At 42.7% G+C, this 21,389-nt stretch carries 16 protein-coding genes; 3 read left to right on the top strand and 13 right to left on the bottom strand.

Annotated features, from left to right (window positions below; genetic code table 11):
• Positions 1–144 precede the first annotated feature (144 nt).
• Positions 145–1,485, top strand: a complete 1,341-nt coding sequence (locus V6C11_RS07380) for a UDP-glucose dehydrogenase family protein (RefSeq protein ID WP_333530495.1) — start codon at positions 145–147, stop codon at positions 1,483–1,485.
• On the top strand, positions 1,475–2,413 hold the full coding sequence (locus V6C11_RS07375) for a UDP-glucuronic acid decarboxylase family protein (RefSeq protein ID WP_333530494.1): 939 nt from the start codon (positions 1,475–1,477) through the stop codon (positions 2,411–2,413). Before V6C11_RS07380 ends, V6C11_RS07375 begins: the two co-directional genes overlap by 11 nt.
• 154 nt (positions 2,414–2,567) lie before the next feature.
• On the opposite strand, the gene V6C11_RS07370 is transcribed toward V6C11_RS07375, so the two are convergent.
• On the bottom strand, positions 2,568–3,416 hold the full coding sequence (locus V6C11_RS07370; RefSeq protein WP_333530493.1) for a hypothetical protein: 849 nt from the start codon (positions 3,414–3,416) through the stop codon (positions 2,568–2,570).
• Positions 3,417–3,572: 156 nt separating this feature from the next.
• Here V6C11_RS07370 and V6C11_RS07365 point away from each other — a divergent pair, with 156 nt between their 5' ends.
• Positions 3,573–4,682, top strand: coding sequence for a glycosyltransferase (locus V6C11_RS07365; RefSeq protein WP_333530492.1), 1,110 nt, complete (start codon positions 3,573–3,575; stop codon positions 4,680–4,682).
• Between the two features lie 67 nt (positions 4,683–4,749).
• On the opposite strand, the gene V6C11_RS07360 is transcribed toward V6C11_RS07365, so the two are convergent.
• The 12 genes from V6C11_RS07360 to V6C11_RS07305 form a co-directional block, all read right to left on the bottom strand.
• The gene (locus tag V6C11_RS07360) at positions 4,750–6,126 is read right to left on the bottom strand and encodes a phosphomannomutase/phosphoglucomutase (RefSeq protein WP_333530491.1); all 1,377 of its coding nucleotides are present in this window, start codon (positions 6,124–6,126) and stop codon (positions 4,750–4,752) included.
• A gap of 15 nt (positions 6,127–6,141) precedes the next feature.
• Complete coding sequence (locus tag V6C11_RS07355) at positions 6,142–7,527, bottom strand: mannose-1-phosphate guanylyltransferase/mannose-6-phosphate isomerase (RefSeq protein ID WP_333530490.1); 1,386 nt, start codon at positions 7,525–7,527, stop codon at positions 6,142–6,144.
• 122 nt (positions 7,528–7,649) lie between these two features.
• Positions 7,650–8,576 carry a GDP-L-fucose synthase gene (gene fcl / locus V6C11_RS07350; RefSeq protein ID WP_333530489.1) on the bottom strand — a complete coding sequence of 309 codons (927 nt, stop codon included), beginning with the start codon at positions 8,574–8,576 and terminating at the stop codon, positions 7,650–7,652.
• Positions 8,569–9,657 carry a GDP-mannose 4,6-dehydratase gene (gene gmd / locus V6C11_RS07345; protein ID WP_333530488.1) on the bottom strand — a complete coding sequence of 363 codons (1,089 nt, stop codon included), beginning with the start codon at positions 9,655–9,657 and terminating at the stop codon, positions 8,569–8,571. Before gmd ends, fcl begins: the two co-directional genes overlap by 8 nt.
• Positions 9,658–9,672: 15 nt before the next feature.
• On the bottom strand, positions 9,673–10,491 hold the full coding sequence (locus tag V6C11_RS07340) for a class I SAM-dependent methyltransferase (RefSeq protein WP_333530487.1): 819 nt from the start codon (positions 10,489–10,491) through the stop codon (positions 9,673–9,675).
• 15 nt (positions 10,492–10,506) lie between these two features.
• Entirely contained in the window at positions 10,507–11,061 is a 555-nt protein-coding gene (locus tag V6C11_RS07335; RefSeq protein WP_333530486.1) for a hypothetical protein, read from the bottom strand.
• A 206-nt stretch (positions 11,062–11,267) separates the two neighbouring features.
• Positions 11,268–12,860 (bottom strand): methyl-accepting chemotaxis protein, encoded by a 1,593-nt coding sequence (locus V6C11_RS07330; protein WP_333530485.1) that lies wholly within the window; start codon positions 12,858–12,860, stop codon positions 11,268–11,270.
• Positions 12,861–13,185: 325 nt separating this feature from the next.
• The gene (locus V6C11_RS07325; RefSeq protein WP_333530484.1) at positions 13,186–13,473 is read right to left on the bottom strand and encodes a hypothetical protein; all 288 of its coding nucleotides are present in this window, start codon (positions 13,471–13,473) and stop codon (positions 13,186–13,188) included.
• Positions 13,474–13,625: 152 nt separating this feature from the next.
• Positions 13,626–15,002 (bottom strand): tyrosine phenol-lyase, encoded by a 1,377-nt coding sequence (locus V6C11_RS07320; RefSeq protein ID WP_333530483.1) that lies wholly within the window; start codon positions 15,000–15,002, stop codon positions 13,626–13,628.
• Between the two features lie 233 nt (positions 15,003–15,235).
• The gene (locus V6C11_RS07315; RefSeq protein WP_333530482.1) at positions 15,236–16,786 is read right to left on the bottom strand and encodes a sigma 54-interacting transcriptional regulator; all 1,551 of its coding nucleotides are present in this window, start codon (positions 16,784–16,786) and stop codon (positions 15,236–15,238) included.
• Positions 16,787–16,856: 70 nt separating this feature from the next.
• A complete protein-coding gene (locus V6C11_RS07310) occupies positions 16,857–19,799 on the bottom strand; it encodes an ATP-binding protein (RefSeq protein WP_333530481.1) in 2,943 nt (980 codons plus the stop codon).
• A gap of 14 nt (positions 19,800–19,813) precedes the next feature.
• Positions 19,814–21,310: a hybrid sensor histidine kinase/response regulator gene (locus tag V6C11_RS07305; protein WP_333530480.1), complete on the bottom strand. Its 1,497-nt coding sequence runs from the start codon at positions 21,308–21,310 to the stop codon at positions 19,814–19,816.
• Between the last annotated feature and the right edge of the window lie 79 nt (positions 21,311–21,389).

The raw sequence follows: 21,389 nt of genomic DNA, 5'->3' as shown, positions 1-21,389 counted from the left end.
ATTTTTTCCTACTTAACTTATTAAGTTGCCGGTTAAAGGGTATAAAATGCCAAACCTCATTTACTCACCTGTGTCACCAAATTCCCTCCCCCTCAATACTATGAAAAAGAGTACTCTAGTTTTATATGTTGGGTGAGGTGTGGCATGAATATTTGTGTTGTAGGGACCGGTTATGTAGGTCTGGTAACCGGAACCTGTTTTGCTGAGATGGGCAACCAGGTATGGTGTGTGGATGTAGACAAAGAAAAAATTGCGGGACTGAAGGCCGGTGTAATGCCCATTTATGAGCCAGGTCTAAAGGAAATGGTTCTGCGCAATAGCCAGGCAGGCCGACTTTTCTTTACCACCAGCCTGGCAGAAGGATTGGCAAATTCCTTGTTTTGTTTTATTGCGGTGGGTACTCCCCCAAAGGAGGATGGCTCTGCAGACCTTGCGGCGGTTCAGGCAGTTGCCCAGACCATTGGAAAAATGATTGAACAATACATCATCGTTGTTAATAAATCAACGGTACCAGTTGGTACTGCCGATCTGGTAAAAAATATTATTCGTCAAGAGCTAAAAGACCGGGGGTTGGAGTCCTTGGAGGTTGATGTGGTTTCTAACCCTGAATTTCTTAAAGAGGGGGCTGCCATTGAGGATTTTCTGCGACCCGACAGGGTAATCATCGGTTCAGATAATGTTCGAACCATGGAATTAATGAAACAACTGTATGAACCATTTGTGCGTAATCAAAACCCCATTATCTGTATGGATATTCGCTCCGCAGAAATTACCAAATATGCTGCCAATGCCATGTTAGCCCTGCGAATTAGTTTTATCAATGAAATAGCGGGTCTCTGTGATGCTGTGGGTGGAGATGTGGCCAAGGTACGCCAGGGTATTGGTACCGACAGCCGTATTGGTATGCCCTTTCTTTATGCCGGCATCGGCTATGGAGGTTCCTGTTTCCCCAAAGATGTTCGGGAACTGGTGGCCAGCGGCCGCCGTAACGGCTTACCCATGGCCTTGGTGGAGATGGCCCACCAAGTAAATGAACGCCAAAAACGCTACCTTTTAGGCCTGATCGACAAGCACTTAGGGCAAGACCTTTCGGATAAGGTCTTTGGCATTTGGGGGTTGGCCTTTAAGCCGCAAACAGACGATATGCGCGAAGCACCTTCCATTGTCATCATTCATGAATTAGTTAGCCGGGGTGCCATGATCAAAGCCTTTGACCCTGAGGCAATGGGTGAAGCGAAAAAAATTTTTAGCAGTCATGCTGATCGGATAAAGTTTTCCGCCAACATGCTGGAAGCCGTGCAGAATGTTGATTCCCTGTTGCTGCTCACCGAGTGGCATCAATTCCGTCAGCCGGATTTTTCCCAGATAAAGAAGGCCATGCGGCAACCCATCATCTTTGACGGACGTAATCAATATGATCCTGAAAAGTTACAGCAACTGGGCTTTGAATATTTTTGTGTGGGGAGAAATCGGTATGGCAAATAAACGTATTTTAGTAACAGGCGGGGCGGGTTTTATCGGTTCCCATCTCTGCCAGTATCTGCTCAAGCAAGGGGATGAAGTCCTGTGTCTTGACAATTATTTTACCGGCAGCAAGGAAAATGTCAGACATCTTATCGGACACCCCGGCTTTGAGTTAATTCGCCATGATGTGGTGGAACCGATCCTCTGTGAAGTCGATCAAATCTACAATTTGGCCTGCCCTGCCTCTCCTATTCATTATCAATATAATCCGATCAAGACCACCAAAACCAGTGTCATAGGGGCCCTCAATATGCTGGGGCTGGCTAAACGGGTTAAGGCTACTGTTCTACAGGCTTCTACCAGTGAAGTATACGGTGATCCCTTTGTGCATCCCCAACGGGAGGATTATTGGGGCAATGTGAACCCCAATGGGTTGCGGTCCTGTTATGATGAAGGAAAGCGTTGTGCCGAGGCCTTGTTTTTTGATTACCACCGGCAGCATGGCCTAAATATGAAAGTAGCCCGTATCTTTAATACCTATGGCCCACGAATGCATCCCCAGGATGGCAGGGTGGTAAGTAATTTTATTATGCAGGCCTTGACCGGGCAAAATATTACAGTCTATGGCAACGGCCTCCAGACCCGCTCCTTCTGCTATGTTGACGATTTGGTGGAAGCACTGGTTCGCCTGATGAATACCCCTGATGACTTTGTTGGCCCAGTCAATTTAGGAAATCCAGGGGAATTTACCATCCTGGAGTTAGCAAATAAAGTGATCGAGCTGACAGGTTCCCAGTCTAAAATTATTTATAAACCTCTGCCCCAGGATGACCCTGTACAGCGCCGTCCAGATATCTCCCTGGCCAAAGAAAAACTTAATTGGAGTCCCTTCGTTCAATTGGAGGAAGGGTTAAAAAGAACCATCACTTATTTTAAAACCTTACGCTAGGCTGAAAGCTGACGGCTGACGCCAAAAGCTAATAAATTAAAAGGGAATGACGCAAAACTACTTTTAGAGTTGCACCATTCCCTTTTTGATGCCTTTGTTGCTTCTACCTTTACCTATTCGCAGATACTGTGGCAGCAGTCTCTACGAATGCCTCCTATTGGTCCACTTTGGTAAAAGAGTACTCAACCTCCTCGTGGCAAGCCATGGGCAAATAGCCCTTATATTTTTCTACATTGATCCGGTACCCTTCTTTAAATAAATTGCTTAATTCCTCCACTGAATAGGAGAACAAATTACCTGCCCTGTTATGATAAACTTGCTGTACCTTGTTAATGGGATTGCAAAAAGCCGTGCAAAACTTTGAACAGATTAACTTGTTTTTATTGCTGACCCTCTGTCTTTGGGTAGATAAAAGAGCCTCTAGGGTATTGGGATTGGTAAAGTGGAGTAATTCCAACAAGGGCAGTAAATCGGAAGTGCGATAAACGGAACTGGAAACTTCCAGGGAATAGGCAAAATCAAGTTCCGCTTTTGTCCAATCGTAGAGTAGAACCCCATCCTTGATTTCTTGAAACGCAGGTACCTTTTGGGAGCGATCATAGGCATAACAATAAACGGAATGCCATCCCAAACGCAGGGAATACCCTAGGGCAGCCGGATAGTCCTCCAAACAGTCAATAAAGAGCTGTACAGAAAATTTTCTAACAAAGAGATTATCGTCCACCAGAAATAGGATATATGCCCGATTTTTCATCATTTTTAAAAGCTGTTCCTTAAAGTTAGTCTCCTCTAAAAATACAACAGCTTGATATTCCTGCATTAGTTTTTGGTATTGTTCCTTGTGCTGATCATTTGACGCCAGGTAGATAACATTCAGGTCTATGCTTTGGGGATCGTGACAATGTAAATAAAAGGAACGTAGGGTGGCATCTAACTGCATGGCCCTATCCTTGCTAAAAATGACCCCCACAATCTTTTTCTTTTCAAGAGCATTATTCTCCATTCTCTTCTCCCTTCAAACAGAATTCAAAACACAACACCCTCCCTAGTCAGGATATGAAAAAACCCATGATAAGTTGCCATCCTTTGGGGATCAAGTACTTTTTTCAACATTTTTTCATAATAGTAATTATGAAAGGTCTTGGTGAGGAGGTTCAAAATGATTAGTGTAATAATGCCTGTATACAATGGGGAGAAATTTTTAAGGCAATCCATCGAAAGTATACTGAATCAGACAGAAAAAAATTTCGAGTTAATCATTGTCAATGATGGTTCCACTGATGGTACGGAGGAAATAATTTTATCCTATGAGGATTCCCGCATTCATTATATCCAGCAGGAAAATGGTGGTGATGCAGCAGCAAGGAATAAAGCCCTCGCACATATAAAAGGGGATTTCGTCACCTTCCAAGATGCAGATGACATATCCTTGCCCATGCGATTTGAGGTATTGAAGCACCAATTTACTTCGTCCTCTGTGGGGTTTGCCCATTCAGACTTTCTCCTGATTGATGAACAAAATCAACCAATTGGTTACTGGGCCTCAGGTAATATTGATGCCGCCAGAATGAGAAGATTTTTTCTTAAAGTGGGAACTCCCTTTAATAATCCCAGCATGATGGTTCGTCGAGCAGCCTTAGAGGGATTTCTTTATGATACATCGCAGCCCCTGGGCAGTGATTCTGACATGGTTTTCTATACCACCGGTAGTTGGACCACCGTTCATACTCCCCTACCCCTGGTACTTTACCGCCGCCATACAAGCAATTTGTCTAAAAAGCAGGAATTTATTGTTTTATACCCGGAGGTGCGGAAATTTTTAAATAACTACCGTTTACAGGAGCTAGTCCCGGAGCTGGATTGGGAAAAGGGTGATCCAACCAGCAATGAAGCACGAGCTAGGGCAATCATCGCACTGTTTTTATTACGCCGAGGCATGGTTCAGGATTGTCAGGCTTGGTATGAAAAGGCATATCAACTTAAAAACCCTGCCTGTGAACATTTTGTTACTGCCATCGGGCATCTGCTAACAGCAAACGATACCGGGGCCATTACGGCTTTAAACGCCGCCCCGGTTCAAGATGCCCTTGTGTTAAATTATCTTGGAGAAAGTTATGCCTTACAGGGAGATCTAAATAAGGCCTTTGCCTATTATCTGAAGGCTTTGCAACTGAACCCAAATTATGAGGAACCCTTGGATAATTTAAAGGCCATTGGCTGGAAACAAGGTCTAAGCTTTATTGATAGCTCCTGGACAAAGTTTTCCTAGAAAAACGAGACTTATTCAACAACGGTGCCTGGCACCATTGTTGAATAAGTCTCCCTTTGATGGCGGGCTATTTGACTAACTCCGCTAGGGTTTCGTGAAAAGCCGTTTTTAGAAGTTTTATAATTTGCTCCAACTCTTGATCATCCTTTGCTTCCGCCCGCATAACCACCACGGGTTGGGTATTGGAACACCGCAAAAGTCCCCAGCCAGTGGGTAAAACAAGCCTAACCCCATCAACATCAATTACCTCGTAGCCTTCCTTGATCATTTTCATTTTTATTCGTTGTACTAATTCTTTTTTTAGATTATCTGGACAAACCATGCGAATTTCAGGTGTTGCTGTATAGGATGGGATATCACGAAGTAATTGGCTGAGGGATTGCTCAGACTGGCTAATCAGTCTGAGGAGTCTTGCCCCGGCATAAAGGGCGTCGTCATAGCCATAGTATTCGTCGGCAAAGAAGAAGTGACCGCTCATTTCACCTGTAAATAAGGCTCCCACTTCTTTCATTTTTGCCTTAATTAATGAATGCCCGGTTTTATAAAAGAAAGGCTTGCCGCCCAAGCGTTTGGCCTCTTCTACCAGGGCCTGACTGCATTTAACCTCGACAATCACCGGCGTCCCGGGATTTTGGGGTAAAATCTCCCGCCAAAAAAGTATTTGGAGAATATCTCCCCAGATGATGTTGCCTTGATCATCCACCACACCCAAACGGTCCCCATCCCCATCAAAGGCCAGACCAAGGTCGGCCTTTGCTCGTAAAACTACCTGTTGCAAATCATGTAAATTTTCAGGTACCGTGGGATCTGGATGATGGGCGGGAAAGGAGTTGTTTGAGTCACAATATAAACCAACCACCTGGCAGCCTAGTTTTTTATAAAGCTCCAGGGCCAGTGAGCCGGTTGTGCCATTACCCGCGTCCACTACAATTTTCAAGGGTCGTTTCAGCTTTATCCGGGATGTAATAAACCGAACGTAAGCTTCTTTTATCTTCATACTCACCAACTGACTGAAGCCCTCGGCATACTGGCCAAACTCAAAGATCCTTTTAATTCTTTGTATTTCTTCACCATAGATGGTATTGCCGCCGGAGGAGATCTTAAAGCCGTTATCTTCCGGGGGGTTATGGCTGCCGGTGATCATCACACCCGCTGTCTTCCCTAACTTCTTGAGAGCAAAATAATTAATCGGTGTAGGGTTCTCGCCAATATCAATCACATTACAGCCTGAGGCAAGTAAGCCCTTATTTAAAGCTACATTAAGCCTTGGCGAACTGGCACGGTTATCACGACAAACTACGACATCTCTCTCATTTCTTTGTTGAAAATAGGTTCCTAAACTTAACCCTAGCAATTCTACTACTTCGTCGGGAAAGTCGACCGCTGCTTTACCCCGAATATCATATTCTCGAAAGCTAAAGGGGTTTATCTTTCCTGTTCTCATCCTGGAACACCTCTGCTAATCCGATTTTGTATTTAACCGACCAAAGTCGTCTTGCAGGCGGACAATATCATCCTCAGCCAAATATTCTCCCAATTGAACCTCTATAACCTCCAACAACACCTTGCCGGGATTCTCCAATCTGTGTCTGTAACCCGTCTTGACAAAGATGCTTTCTCCACTAGGAACAATATTTTCGATTCCTTCGATGGTTACCTTGGCCGTGCCCTTAACCACTACCCAGTGCTCACTACGGTGATGATGCATTTGATAGCTGAGCTTTTTACCGGGCAATACCGTAATGCGTTTAATTTTATAAAACCTTCCCTCTTCTAAAATTGTATAGGAGCCCCAAGGTCTGTAGGTGGTTAGGTGGAAATCCGCTTTGGTGTTCTTTTCTCCTTTGAGACTGTCGACGACTTCCTTCACCCTTTGGGAATGTTCCCTTTGACAGATCAGCAAAGCATCCTGTTGTTCAATAATAATTAAATCCTTGACACCGATTAGGGCCACTGCTTTGTCACCCTCTGTATAAAGCAGATTGTTATGGGAATCCATTAACATGGTCTCTTCGAAGCAAAGATTGCCAACCTCGTCAGTGGGAAAATAATCATAAAAACTATCAAAACTGCCTAGATCACTCCACTGCACATCCAAGGGAATCACCGCTATTTTTTGGGATTTTTCCATTAAACCGTGATCGATGGATATGGCTGGAACTTGCTCATAAATTTCTTCGATGTTTTCCCCCTGAAAAGTGTGATCAAATGCCGGGAAATGCTTTACTATTTCCTGACAAAATAGCCTGGTGTTAAACATAAAGATGCCGCTATTCCAAAAGCAACCCATCTCAACATAGGTTTTTGCCGTTGCTTCGTCTGGTTTTTCTTTAAAACGGTCAACTTGGTACCCCATTTTCAATGGTTGTTTTGGTTTAATATAGCCATAGCCTGTATAGGGCTTGGTGGGGTAAATGCCAAAGGTAATAATGAATTCCTCGGCTAATGCCACAGCTTTTTTCACCGTCTTAATAAATTGCTGTTCCTCTTTAATCAAGTGATCGGAGGGTAGCACAACAACAATGTCATCCCCCTGTTTTTGAATCTCTTTGACACCATAATAGATGGCCGGTAAAGTGTTCTTCCCCACCGGCTCGATGAGCACTTGATCTTGATTAAGTAAATAACCCAACTCTTCCAGCTGTCCCGAAACTAAAAACCGATAATCATGATTTGTGACAATGTAAATATTATTTGGGCTTGTAAGCTTTAAACACCGCTCAAAGGACAATTGAAAAAGGGATTTAGCCATTCCTTTTAATTTGAGAAACTGTTTGGGGTAATGGGTGCGGCTTAAGGGCCACAACCTGGTACCTGTTCCACCAGCAAGAATAATGGTCTTCACAACTCCGCCTCCATCTCCTGAGCTTTCAATTCCTATTCTTTAAACTATGTGGAGAGGCAGCAAAGGGTGAAGCGAATAAAAAAGTGTCGCTTGCTACTAGAAGTAGTTTTGCGACACGCTCTTTAGAAATAGGCCTGATACCATTGGTAGGTTTGTTTTATTCCTTCCTTCAGGGATATTTGGGCCTGCCATCCTAGTTTATAAATTTTCGAAACTTCCAGTAGTTTTCTTGGCGTACCGTCCGGCTTAGTGGGGTCAAAGATCAGCTTACCTTGATAACCCACAATCTCTTTCATCATTTGAGCGAGTTCTTTTATCGTTAGGTCTTTACCCGTACCAATATTGATAATTTCATTATCTTGGTAGTGCAGCATCAGAAAGTGACAGGCATCTGCCAAATCATCGACATGCAAAAATTCCCGCTTTGGCTTTCCGGTACCCCAGACCGTAACAGTTGGGCTTTCTGTTCTTTTTGCTTCATGAAACCTTCGCAAAAGGGCCGGTAAAACATGGGAGTTTTCTAAATCAAAATTATCCTGGGGTCCATACAAATTGGTGGGCATGGCACAGATAAACTGCGTACCATATTGACGGTTGTAGGCCTGACACATTTTTATGCCGGCTATTTTAGCAATGGCATAGGGTTCATTGGTAGGTTCCAAGGTCCCGGTAAGGAGGTCCGTTTCCCGCATAGGCTGAGGTGCAAATTTCGGATAGATACAGGAACTGCCTAGAAATAAAAGTTTCTTTACACCATGGCGGCTGGCGGCATCAATGACGTTGCTTTGCATGACCAGGTTATCATGGATAAAATCGGCGGGATAGTTATGGTTAGCCTGGATACCCCCTACTTTGGCCGCGGCCAGAAAAATATACTCTGGTTTCTCTGCCTGAAAAAAGTCCTCTACTGCCTGTTGGTTGCGCAGATCGAGTTCCTTGCTGGTGCGGCATAACAGGTTTTGATAGCCCTGCTGCTCCAGCTTTCTTTTAATGGCGGAACCCACCAGTCCACGGTGTCCGGCAATGTAGATTTTAGCAGCTTTATTCATAATACTGATTCACCTTGAAGCCTTTTTTTTGGCATAACAAATCTCGTTGCGTTTCCTTCAAATCGTAGGCCACCATTTCTTTTACCAACTGGTTAAAATGAATGGTAGGCTGCCAACCCAATTTACTTTTTGCCTTGGCCGGATTGCCCAACAGCAATTCCACTTCCGTTGGGCGAAAGTAACGCGGTTCCACTTCCACCAGTATTCTGCCAGAAACTTTGTCAAAGCCCTTTTCTGCCAATCCCTCACCCTGCCAGCCTATGTTGATGCCCACTTCTTGGAAGGCCAGCTCGACAAACTCCCTTACGGAATGGGTCTCCCCGGTGGCAATAACATAGTCGTCTGGTTGATCTTGCTGCAGCATCAGCCACATGGCTTGAACATAGTCCCTGGCGTGCCCCCAATCCCGTTTGGCATTGAGGTTTCCTAAGTGGATTTTTTCCTGAAGTCCCAGTTTAATTCTGGCCACTGCCCGGGTGATCTTTCTGGTAACAAAGGTCTCGCCCCGGATCGGGGACTCATGATTAAATAAAATACCATTACAGGCATAAAGTTTGTAGGCTTCTCGATAATTTACCGTAATCCAGTAGGAATACAGTTTGGCTGCTGCATAGGGACTACGGGGGTAAAAGGGGGTGTTCTCACTTTGGGGGATTTCCTGGACCTTACCGTACAGTTCGCTGGTGGAAGCCTGGTAAAACCTCGTTTTAGCACCAAGGTTTAAAATTCGCAGGGCCTCCAGCAACCGGAGGGTACCTAATGCATCTGCGTTGGCCGTGTATTCCGGCGTTTCAAAGGATACTTTGACATGGCTCTGGGCAGCCAAGTTATAAATTTCTGCGGGCTGGACTTCCTGAATAATCCTAATTAAGTTGGTGGAATCGGTAAGATCACCGTAATGCATGAAAAAATTAACATCCTGCTCATGGGGATCTTGATAAAGATGATCCACCCTGGTGGTATTAAAAAGCGAAGATCTTCTTTTTATCCCATGCACCCGGTAACCCTTTTTTAATAAAAATTCAGCCAGGTACGCCCCATCCTGGCCGGTAACACCCGTAATCAAGGCAGTTTTATTCATTCGATTTCTCCTCTGCTACTTCATCCTGAGCCAAAAGGAACAACCGTGGGTTTCTGCACCCTTCATCTTCGGATCATCCCATAGTGGAGAGAGTACCTTGCTTAAATGCTCGTGTCGGCTGATAAAGTAATTCGGTAAGATGACCTCAAATTTTTTACCCTCGGCCAAGAGGTAACAAGCCAGTAGATATTGTTCATTATAAAATCGATTTCCCCATTCCGGTGGATAATCATAGGGCAGTAGGATATCGTGAAATTCAACCAAAACGCCGGACTTGAGCCTGGGTAATATTTCTAGGAAAACCACTGAAACATCCGAATTCATAAAGGAACGGTGGGAATTATCGACAAAAAGAATATCCCCAGCCTCCAGTTCCTGGAATAGGGTTAGATCAACTTCTTCTACCGGCTGCCGGACAACCTGATCACAGATGGCATCGATTTCCGCCCTGGGCTCTGGATCAAAGGAAGTTATTTTAGTAGTAAGATTATGATCAACGATGGCCCTGCGGGCAAATTTAGTGGAATTGCCAGAACCTATTTCAAAATAACGTTTTGGCTGGTACCTAGCCAGAAACCCGTATATAGCCACGGAATCCAAGCCCGGTAACCAGCCATTGAACCAGGCTGGTTGCGTTGGCTGCGCTGTATTTTGGCCTATGGGAATTTCAATGTAATCTTCTCTAAACTGCAAGAATTGTAATAAGTTTTCCTCATATAAGGAACTGTTTTGTTCTAGGATTTTGGTCAATTCTGGATGGGGTGCTTTGCCAAAACCATACCGTGGTACAGGATTAACAGGGTAATCCAAGGCAATGATTTGTCCTTTAAACATAAAGAAACCTCCGGTTTAATATTGGGGAAAAAGACCTGGCAATCTTATGAAGGGCCTCTTTTCTGTGTTTTGTACATTTTTCACTTCCGGTGGTGGTTCTTCGATGACTATTTTAGCCACCTCAGGTTCCTGCTGAACAGGCAATGCACATAACTGCCGATTGCTTCTCTTTATTTTGATTAAAACCGCAGCACTGGTTAGCAGACCCAGTAAAAAGACTCCACCACAGCCAAGCAAGAGGGGTGAAATACCTTTGTTTGATTTACAGGACTTTTTAAATTCTGCCTTTGTTTTTGGACTGGGATCATAATCCTTTAACATACTTTCAAATTCCCGCATCCAGTAATTTAATTCATCCGAATATTCTCTACTTGAATGTTCTTGTTTTGGTTCCTTTTCCATTAACTCATCCAATTCATCCAAATCATTCGGTTGTATTTCTTCCTCTGGTAATAAATCCTTAACCGGTTCATTTTCTTCACCATCCGTGGTTTCTTCCAGTAGGTTCTCAAGCCTTTTTTCTACAACCTCTTCGATGGCATCCCAAATATCGTCAATGTTTCCTTTCAAAATAATCACCTCCCAGAGCACGCTTAAAAGATTTCCTGGTATATTCTATTGAAGGATAGAAAATCGGTGACTGCTAGGCCATTGCCAATATTTGAGCAATGCAACCGTTTTCATAAAAATAAGCCAAACTGCCAGTTATTAACTGACGGTTTGGCTTATTGCTATTACAACCGGGAAACATTGGTTATTCTTGGTCGTTGGTCCCCTTATATTTTAAATTTATTAACCAACTCATTTAATCCTACGGCTAGTGTTGATAAGGATTCAGCAGAAGCGGATACTTCCTCCATTGCAGCAGTCTGTTCCTCTGTTGAAGCAGCTACATTTTGCACCCCGGCACTCATTTGTTCAGTTGCAGATGCAACATCTTGAATTTGAATCGTCAGTCCTTGAACGGCACTTATTATTTGTTTAAATGATTCACCAACTTCTTGAACTACCTGCATACCTTCCTGTACATCCTTCGTACTTGCGTCCATCGTTATAACTGCATTGCTGGATTCGTATTGAATCGCATGAATTAAATCCTTTATTTGCTTCGCTGCATCACCAGATTGCTCGGCAAGTCTTCTTACTTCCTCGGCGACAACTGCAAAACCACGTCCTTGCTCTCCTGCTCTGGCAGCCTCAATGGCAGCATTCAGTGCAAGTAAATTAGTTTGATCCGCTATTGTGGTGATTAACTCCACGATTTGTCCTATTTCTTGAGATTTTGTGCTTAAATCATGAATAACATTGGATACCCCTTGAGAAGAATTTGAAATGCTTTGCATCTGCTCTGTAAGTCTTAACACCCTCCGATTACCCTCATTGGCATTATCACTAGCCGCACCTGAGGCAGAGGAAATCACCTGTATATTGTCACTGACCTGTTCTACCGTCGTCGATATTTCACTCATCGTAGCAGCCGTTTCATTGGCACCGGCAGTCGTTTGCTCTGAACTGGAGTTTAACTGTTGAGCAGTTGCCGCTACACTTACAGAATTTTTATTTACTTCAAGCATTATCGATCTTAGGTTAGCTATAAATTTGTTAACGGTCCTAGCAAGGTCACCGATTTCATCTTTACTGTTAATGTTAATCTCCTGCGTTAAGTCCCCACCTTTTTCTGCTAACGCATGTAATTCCCGTTGGAGTACAGAAGTTGGTTTCACAATGCCCCTTGATATAAAAATACCAAGGAATATGGCCAGACCCACACCTACAATAATAGCCGCAGTCATTTGCTTTAAAGTGGTGTCTGCAATAACGGTGTTACTATCGGCAGTTTCTTTAGCATCTTGGACTTTCATTTGTATTAGTTTGTTTATAGCATCCCTTTCTGCATCTGCCGCTTCCCTCGCCTCACCATTAAGGAGTGTAAATGCTTCTTCATCCTTATTTTCCTTGGCTAATTCATATAATTTACCTAATTGCACGCTATAATTATTACGGTCTCTAATGAATTCTTCATATGCTGCCATCATTTCCTGGGAAACAATCAGCTTCTTGAATGCTTCGCCTTCCTTATCTATCTCTTCCCTTAGCCTCGTTATTTCATCTTGATAATTCTGAATTTCTTTCGTTTCTTGGGCAATGATAATGTCTCTTGTGTTTACACGAATCCTTTGAAAAGCTGTGGCTATGTTGGAAAGGTGTGAAATAGGTACTGTCATTTTTTCATAGAGGAGTGTATCCCTCGCATCAATTTCCTGGATTTTCTTAATACCAATGAAACCAACTGCTCCTGCTATTATTGCCACTAACATAAAACCTGATAATAGCTTCGTCTTGATACTTAAATTATTATACCAATTCATGCTTAATACTTCCTTTCTTAATTCGAATTAATAGCATATATTCATTCGCTTTTAGAAATTTTCCTTCGACGAATTATTACAGTTTCATGACAAGGAGGTTAATTAAATATTACACGCAGCGACAGTTTATGCAGAAGTAGACGCATACAGGGAAAGGTCTTGATGGGAAGGAAGCAATCAAAACTTTACATAAAAACAGGCGAAACTGCCAGTTATTAACTGACAGTTTCGCCTATTGTTAAGAGTTTTGATAAAAAGGTAGTTTTGCTATTCTCCCCTGGTACGATAATTTATATCGAAAGGACACGGGGATCATTCCAACAACTTATGCAACCTCAATAAGGGCGATACGGTCTTTATCGTAGAAGCCTTGTACGCGATCCCCTTGTTTAAGTTTAACTTTATTCTTTACCTTGAGCATAAAAGTTTGGTTAGCTCCCGCTTTGACCAAAATTTTATACTTATACTTGCCCTTCTTAAAGGGTTCAAGGAAAACAATGGTCCCACTTACGGGGGTCATATTCTCGGAGATTTCCTTCATCATTTTCTGTTCATAACGTCTCTGTAGTTTTCCTTTAATCTTTTCAATGAGTGATTTAAAAAAACTAAACAATCTTCTATCTTCCCTTCCTATTCAGATATGGACATATTGACTACTTTATAGACGAAATTGATGGGAAAATAGATCAAGGAAAAAATTACTTTTAATAAACCTTCTTCATGAGCAAGGCAATTCGGATTATTAGAAATCAATTTTGCAAGGTCTTACTTAATGGGTTCAAACCGTGCAGTGAAGAAACGAAGTACCGGCGGCTCGTAGACCATCTTCAGACCAGGGATGGTATCACGCATTTTGTAAAGCTCGATAACTGCCTCGGCTACTACATCCATATGAGCGTAAGTGTAGACCCGGCGTGGAATGGTTAAGCGCACCAGTTCAAGCTTGGGATAGTAGTGTTCACCGGTTTGGCTATTTCTTCCTGCGGAGATAATACCGCGCTCCATACTGCGCACACCGGAAATCTTATACAACATAGCAGCCAGCATTTGAGCCGGGAACTGATCCTGTGGGATGTGGGACAGGAATTTACGAGCATCTAAAAAGATTGCGTGGCCACCCACAGGTTTTACAATGGGTACACCCGCTTCCTCCAGTTTTTGACCCAGGTAACGAATCTGATCAATGCGGTGCTTAATATAATAGTAATCCACTGATTCACGAATACCCCGGGCCATCGCCTCCATATCACGACCAGCCAGACCACCGTAGCTGGGCATACCTTCGAACAGCACCACCAGTTGAGTGGCCTTTTGATAGAGGTCCGCGTCGTTAAGGGCCAGGAAACCACCGATGTTAACCAGGCAGTCTTTTTTACCGCTCATGGTAGCACCGTCAGCATAACTGAACATTTCTTTAAGAATTTCAGCAATGGACTTATCCTGGCAACCTTCTTCACGCTCTTTGATAAAGAAAGCGTTCTCTACACAACGGGTAGCATCAAACATTACCTTAATGCCATGTTTGTCAGCTAATTGTTTAACTTCCCGCATGTTTTGAATGCTAACTGGTTGGCCGCCAGCCAGGTTAACCGTTACGGCTAGGCAAATGTAGGGAATTCTTTCCGCGCCGACCCGGTCGATTAAAGCCTGAAATTTGTTGAGGTCAACATTCCCCTTGAAGGGATGTTCCAGTTGGGAATCATGGGCTTCGTCAATGATCACATCTTCAAAGGTGGCTCCGGCCAATTCCTGGTGAGCCCGGGTGGTGGTGAAATACATGTTGCCAGGTACATAGTCACCGGGTTTAATGCAGATTTTAGAAAGAATGTTTTCTGCACCACGACCCTGGTGAGTGGGTACGACATAGTTAAAACCATAAATTTCTTGGACAGCCTTTTCCAGATTATAGAAGTTTGTGCTGCCAGCATAGGCTTCGTCGCCAATCATCATACCAGCCCACTGGTTATCACTCATGGCAGTGGTGCCGCTATCAGTTAACAAATCGATATATACATCTTTGGATTTTAGTAGGAAAGTGTTGTAACCTGCTTCTTCAATTGCCTTTGCCAATTCTTCCGGTGTTTTCATTGCTATAGGCTCAACGGCCTTAATTTTAAAAGGTTCAGCCATAAATTTTGCCATGTTCTTATTTCCTCCTAATTCAGTAATTTTTAGAACGGCCTTTCTGCCCTATAGTATAAGCAACTACCGTGCCAACCCAAAAAGGGTTAAAATGACACCTTTTCTATATTTTTCGGTACGTTTTGTTTCCAGTTTTGTTTCCGCTGTAACGCCGTGTTTACAATGTTCTGAATAAAACAAAAAAAGGAGTATCACTTGCTACGAAAAGTAGTTTATGACACCCTTCTGGTATTTTACTTGTCAACTAAACCATATTTACGCAGTTTTCTTAAAACAGCAGTGTGGGAAATGCCCAGGACGGCACCTATCTTTCGCGCGGATCGAAAGCGTTTGTACGTCTCTTTTACAATGGTTTTTTCTACTTCCGCCAGTCTTTCTTCAAGGGTCTGATAGGTGGCAAAATCCACATTTTGGGGAGACTGGGCAAAGGCAGGTCTTTTATTTAAATGAAAATGTGCTGCCTCTACCAGTGGCCCATCCACCAGGTTAACAGCCCGTTCAATAACATTTTCTAATTCACGAACATTTCCCGGCCAGTTATATGCCATTAATTCCTTTAGGGCTGCCGGAGAAAAGGAAGGCACGGGACGGCGTAATTTTTCAGAGAAACGCCGCAGGAATAGTTCTGCCAACAAAAGAATGTCCTCCTGGCGTTCCCGCAGAGGAGGCAAAAGGAGTGGAATCACATTCAAGCGATAATAAAGATCCTCCCGAAAAAGTTTTTGGGCCACCATGTCTTCCAAATCTCGATTGGTAGCAGTAATGATCCTCACATCAATGGTGATTTCCCGAGAACTGCCTATACGCCTAACCCGACGGTCCTGGAGCACACGTAGTAATTTTGCCTGAAGATGCACCGACACTTCTCCCACTTCATCAAGAAAAAGCGTGCCATTATTGGCCATTTCAAAGAAACCTGGTTTTCCTCCTTTTACCGCCCCAGTAAAAGCCCCTTCCTCATAACCAAAGAGTTCACTTTCCAAAAGGGTTTCCGGTATGGCCGCACAGTTAACCGCCACAAAGGGATTATCTGCCCTGGGTGAGGCACTATGCAGGGCCCGGGCAAAAAGTTCCTTGCCAGTGCCAGTTTCCCCACGGATTAACACCGTGGAATCGCTGGCTGCATACCGCTGGGCCTGGCCCGACACCAAACCCATGACTTTACTTTTAAAGGGGATTTCCGCAAAGGTCACCGGCCGGGAAGCTGTCATTTTTTGCACCAATTCCCGCATGTTTCTGTTATCCATCAGCTTTACCACCACGCCATCGATGGTACGATCCTCTAACCTTAAGGGAATGGTACTAACAATACAATAGGTGCCAATTGATTGAATATATACTTCACAGTTGCGCTGGGACCGACCAGAGGCAAAGGTTTCATTTACCAGCAGGTCAGCGGCCAGTTGCTGAGGCAAGGGGTGATCTAAAGCAGCCTCAACACGTAATCGTAAAATACGCCCTGCCGCCGGGTTGCATTGAGTCACAATGCCTTGTCTGTTAATGGCCAAAATCCCATCCTGGACAGTAGTCAAAACGGCATTTAATTGTTCTGCCCTTTCTTTGTAGGGCATGGTATGGACTGGCTCTACGTCAAAGATGCCCGGTATTCTTTTAAGGGCTTCCATTAGTTCGACCTGCTTCTCTTTAGGGACACCTTGACTTTCCAAAAAAATAACGCCATGGTCAATTTCAATGGAAATTACACTTGTTTTGTTATCTCTTAAAACAACCGATATATCGTGAATTAAGCCAATTCTATCACCGGAAGGCATACGTAAGCGCATAAAAAAACCACCTTTTAACAACGAATGTTAGGATACATAATAGATATTATAACAGACTTTTTAAGCTGTTTTATTTCAACTTACGCCCTGCCAAATTGTACTTTTCTTCCTGGGTAAGATCCTTCGATGTACATATTAATACATTCATTGTTTTCTGCCAGTGATAGGCATGGAAAATATTCATAACCTGAAAGCCATCTATTACAGGCATGCAAATATCAAGCAAGATAATATCAGGTTGTTGAGAGAAGGCCAATTCCATTCCCGTCAACCCATCTTTGGCAGCAAGAACTTGATATCTATTTTCTAACATTGCCGTTACCATTTGCCGCACAGCTAATTCATCATCCACCACTAGAACCTTTGGCATATCCTTTGACTTTGAACTCATCTCCTCAAGCAGGCACAAAAGCTCCTCTTTTTTTATGGGTTTGGTTAGATACTTGATATTTATTGCCGGGTTGGCTGCTTCCATTTCCTTTATTGCACAGGAATCAAAGCGAACTGCTGGACCCATTTTCTTTATCGGACCAGGCAGTGTAATGATCAGTTTTGCTCCCTTGCCTTCCTGGCTTTCTACCTCAATTCTGCCACCTTGTAATTCTAATAGCATTTTTGTAATAGGAAGTCCCAAGCCCGTTCCACCTTTCAGCGTATTAGGGGCCTGCTTAAATTCTTCAAAAATCGTTTGATGATATGCCGGGGCAATGCCGATCCCCGTATCCGCTACCCAAATTTGTATTTCTTCATTTTCTTCCTTACCACCAATGGTTATATAGCCTTGTTCGGGTGTAAATTTTACCGCATTCGTTAAGAGGTTAATAAAGATTTGTTTCAGTTTGCTTGCATCAGCCAAAACTTTAAAGGAATTGTTTGTTAATAAATTATAGATGCGTAATTTTTTTCTTTTAATGTCGCCGCTAACCATGGCAATGGCTTCCGCCAAAGGTATACTGGGGTCTATTTCTGTTATATTAAATTTTACCTGATTGGCTTCAATTTTTGAGATATCCAAAAGGTCATTTATTAACCCCAAAAGGTGATTGCCGCTGTTATAAATCTCCTCCAAATATCTTTTTTGTTCAGGATTAATCTTACCAACCACCTGATCCAAAAGAACATCGGAAAATCCGATAACGGCATTTAAAGGTGCCCTCAGTTCATGGGAAAGGGTAGCCATAAAATTCATTCTTCTTTGGCTCATCTCCACCAGTTGATCATTTTTACTTTGTAACTCAAGGGTAATTTGCTGCATTTCCTCCGATTGGCTCATTAGTTCCTCGGACTGGGATTGTAATTCCTCGCTTTGAGCATTTAACTCTTCATTTTGCTGGGACAACTGTTCATTTGTTTCTTGCAATTGTTCAGAAAGGTCACAGGACTTAGCGTAGGCCTGAGCATTGTTCACCGCAACCCCAAGCAAAGTCGCAATGGATGTAATTTCTTCAATTTCCTGTTCAGATAACCTGTGTAATGAAGCCAGACTTAATACCCCGAGAACCTCTTGCCCAATAACGATGGGGGCTTGAAAAATGGTACTTGGCTTTATCTCATTACCCAGCCAATTAATTGTATAAACCGTATCATCTGAAACTTCTGTTAGTACCTGTATCTTCCTGGTACGATAGGCCAATCCTTCTAAACCCTCATTTAAGCCGATTATTTTCTGTTTTTCAGCTAGTTTTCCGCCGGGGCAATAAAAAGCCTTGCATTCCAGAACATCTGCCTCATCCCGATGAAGGTAGACCGCTCCCACACGCAGATTGAAATTTTGGCAAACCGAATTAAGGACTTGATTTAACATTTCTTCTAAATCCAGGGTAGCTACCAGAGATTGTAAAATAGCTCTGCGATTTTCCTGAAATCTGAACTGCTTGTCTAAATTATCGGCCATATCATTGAGGGAGTGACCCAATAAACTAACTTCATCTGTTTTCTCCACCACCATGCGTCTGGTGAAATTCCCTTGGGAAATATCCTCCGCTATGGCTACCATCTCTTCCATTGGTTTTAGGGACCTTCTGGTATAAAGGTAAATAAAAATCAGAGCCAGGGTACTAATGATGGCTGTTATTATTAAAGATTTCTTTGCTTGTTCATAGATAGCAGCATAAAGTTCACTGGATTCTTGACAAACGAGGATTCCCCAACGGGTAAGGGTGATATATCTGTATGCACAGATCGTTTCTTCCTGGTTAAGCCAACGTCCCTGCCATACCCCATTTTCCCCTTGACTTACCCTGCGAACCGGCTCAAGATTTAGTTTATATTTTAATGTGGAACCTGGTTGATCCCTTAACTCCGTAATGGTTCTCTGATTCTCATCGACTAAAATAATTTGACCTGTTTTACCGAGATTAACGTTGCCGGTGAGAATGGGTTTGATAACCTCTTCAATTTCCACCCGAAAAACCAGTACCCCCAAAAAGCCTTCACCCGGCTGTTGTGACATAATTGGCACGGAAAAAGCAATACAAGGTTGATTTTTATAAGAAAGATAGGCATTTTGAAGATATGCTGCCCCTGTTTTTAATGGGGTACTGATGATTGCGTCCACCGGACGAGATGTATTCTCACGCCATTTATCTGTAGAAATAATGATTTTACCTTGGCTGTTAGCAAAATATATTTCATCGTAAATCCCGTATTGCTGGCAAATAAATGTCCAGTATTGTGAAAGCTTATTCTTCCCTAAATCAGCTCCATCCCTACCCGCTACTATGTTGTTAATTTCACTAATAACCATCGGATTTTGAGATATGGTAAGTACATCATTTTGCCGATTATTTAGCCAGCGTGTAATATCCTTTTGCAGAATGTCTGTCACCAGGGAGAAATTATTTTCCAATCTTTTCGTGTCCTGTTGGAGTTCCTGCCAAAGAACAAAATAAAGGGTACCAACCTCTAGAAAAATCATAGCCAGCAAAACCACAGCCAATATCTTAAATTTAAGGCTTTTACCCGGGGTAAAGGACTGAGCGACACCTAAATTTTTTTGCTGCTGTTGTTTCATATGTACACTTCCCCTTATTCACTTACCGGTAAAAATACAGAAAAGGTTGTTCCATGACCAACTTTACTTTGTACTTCTATATGACCTTTGTGTTTGTCCACAATCGTATTACAGATACTTAAGCCCAAACCCGTACCCTCCGCTTTGCTGGTATAAAAGGGTACCACGATCTCCTTCATTTTATCTGCCGGAATCCCACAGCCAGTATCTTGAATATCCAACTTCACTTCCCTTTGGAGCAATTGATAACTGGTAGTAATTGTAAGAACACCCCCTTCTTGCATCGCTTCTATCGCATTTTGACATAAATTTAACAAAACTTGTTTGATTTGCCCGATGTCAATATAAACACTGGGAATATTCTCTCCATCGTTTATCTGCAGCCGAATATTCTTTAGCAGCACTAAATGCTCAATTACTTGAGACATCTCCAGAACAATTTGATTAATATTGACCTTCTTTAATTCTAGTGCCTTTGGTTTCGCTAGCTGTAAAAAATCCTGTAATACCTGGTTCATGCGACTAATTTCACTATTTATAATATCGAAATAGGTATCAAACTTTTTATTGGGTGATTGTGCCGAAATCATTTGGGTAAACCCCTTAATAGCCGTTAACGGGTTTTTGATCTCGTGGGCCATGCCGGCAGCCATCTGACCAATGATCGCCAATCTTTCTCGATCCTTGATAATTTTTTCCCTTCTCTTTAGCTCCGTTATATCATCAAATACTGCAACTGCGCCAATTTTTATGCCCCGCATGTCGTAGATAATATCGGTGTTGACTTTAAAGATTTTGCAATCATCCTTATCAATGAATTCAACTTCACACATACGGATACTTTTTTCTTCAGCCAAAGTATCCCGCAATAAATGATACTTATTAAATATGGGTACCGTTTCATAAAGGGGTTTACCAATAACCCCTTTCTTAGACAGCTTTAATAAATCAGCGGCCCTTTGATTAATCATCTGAATGGTTAATTGTTTATCGATTGCCACTACACCGGAAGACATGCAGTGTAGAATGGATTCCGCACTGACTTGTAATTTTTCATAGGCACTTTGCAGCGTCTTTACCTTTTCTTCCTGGTTAAGTATTTCTTCTCTCTTCCTTAGGGTTTTTTCAATTACCCTAGCCAGTTCTCTGTACTTTACAGGCTTTTTTAGATAATCTGCAGCACCTAGTTTTAGAGCCTGGGCCGCTATTTCTTCACTGCCAAAGGCGGTCATAACAATTACCATCGTATTCGGGAAGCCTTTTTTAATATCTGAAAGAATGTTTAACCCATTTTCAGAGGAAAGCATCACATCCAGCAATATCAGATCAGGGTTATTTTGGACGATTATTGAATAGGCTAAGGTGGTATTTAACGCACAAAACACCTCAAAACCAGCGGATTCCAGGTACATTTTTGCTGTCTCAAGGTGCATATATTCATCATCAACGATTAATATTTTTCCTTTGTTGCTATCATTCCTTTCCATTCTTTCTATAACGTAATTAAACATCCTTCCATCACCTCTATTCAATGAATATACGCTAGCATTTTTCAATTCCCTACATACCAATTTGTCTTTTAATGTCGAT

Source organism: Desulfotomaculum sp. 1211_IL3151, assembly GCF_036763075.1.
Classification (GTDB): domain Bacteria; phylum Bacillota; class Desulfotomaculia; order Desulfotomaculales; family Desulfotomaculaceae; genus Desulfotomaculum.
Note: the sequence above shows the minus strand (reverse complement) of the source record. Positions and strands in the feature narration are given on the sequence as shown.

What these genes read in the sequence shown, in the direction of transcription:
- V6C11_RS07380 (WP_333530495.1), top strand. Translation starts at nt 145, where the DNA reads ATGAATATTTGTGTTGTAGGGACCGGTTATGTAGGTCTGGTAACCGGA.
- V6C11_RS07375 (WP_333530494.1), top strand. Translation starts at nt 1,475, where the DNA reads ATGGCAAATAAACGTATTTTAGTAACAGGCGGGGCGGGTTTTATCGGT.
- V6C11_RS07370 (WP_333530493.1), bottom strand. Translation starts at nt 3,416, where the DNA reads ATGGAGAATAATGCTCTTGAAAAGAAAAAGATTGTGGGGGTCATTTTT.
- V6C11_RS07365 (WP_333530492.1), top strand. Translation starts at nt 3,573, where the DNA reads ATGATTAGTGTAATAATGCCTGTATACAATGGGGAGAAATTTTTAAGG.
- V6C11_RS07360 (WP_333530491.1), bottom strand. Translation starts at nt 6,126, where the DNA reads ATGAGAACAGGAAAGATAAACCCCTTTAGCTTTCGAGAATATGATATT.
- fcl (WP_333530489.1), bottom strand. Translation starts at nt 8,576, where the DNA reads ATGAATAAAGCTGCTAAAATCTACATTGCCGGACACCGTGGACTGGTG.
- gmd (WP_333530488.1), bottom strand. Translation starts at nt 9,657, where the DNA reads ATGAATAAAACTGCCTTGATTACGGGTGTTACCGGCCAGGATGGGGCG.
- V6C11_RS07340 (WP_333530487.1), bottom strand. Translation starts at nt 10,491, where the DNA reads ATGTTTAAAGGACAAATCATTGCCTTGGATTACCCTGTTAATCCTGTA.
- V6C11_RS07330 (WP_333530485.1), bottom strand. Translation starts at nt 12,860, where the DNA reads ATGAATTGGTATAATAATTTAAGTATCAAGACGAAGCTATTATCAGGT.
- V6C11_RS07320 (WP_333530483.1), bottom strand. Translation starts at nt 15,002, where the DNA reads ATGGCAAAATTTATGGCTGAACCTTTTAAAATTAAGGCCGTTGAGCCT.
- V6C11_RS07315 (WP_333530482.1), bottom strand. Translation starts at nt 16,786, where the DNA reads ATGCGCTTACGTATGCCTTCCGGTGATAGAATTGGCTTAATTCACGAT.
- V6C11_RS07310 (WP_333530481.1), bottom strand. Translation starts at nt 19,799, where the DNA reads ATGAAACAACAGCAGCAAAAAAATTTAGGTGTCGCTCAGTCCTTTACC.
- V6C11_RS07305 (WP_333530480.1), bottom strand. Translation starts at nt 21,310, where the DNA reads ATGTTTAATTACGTTATAGAAAGAATGGAAAGGAATGATAGCAACAAA.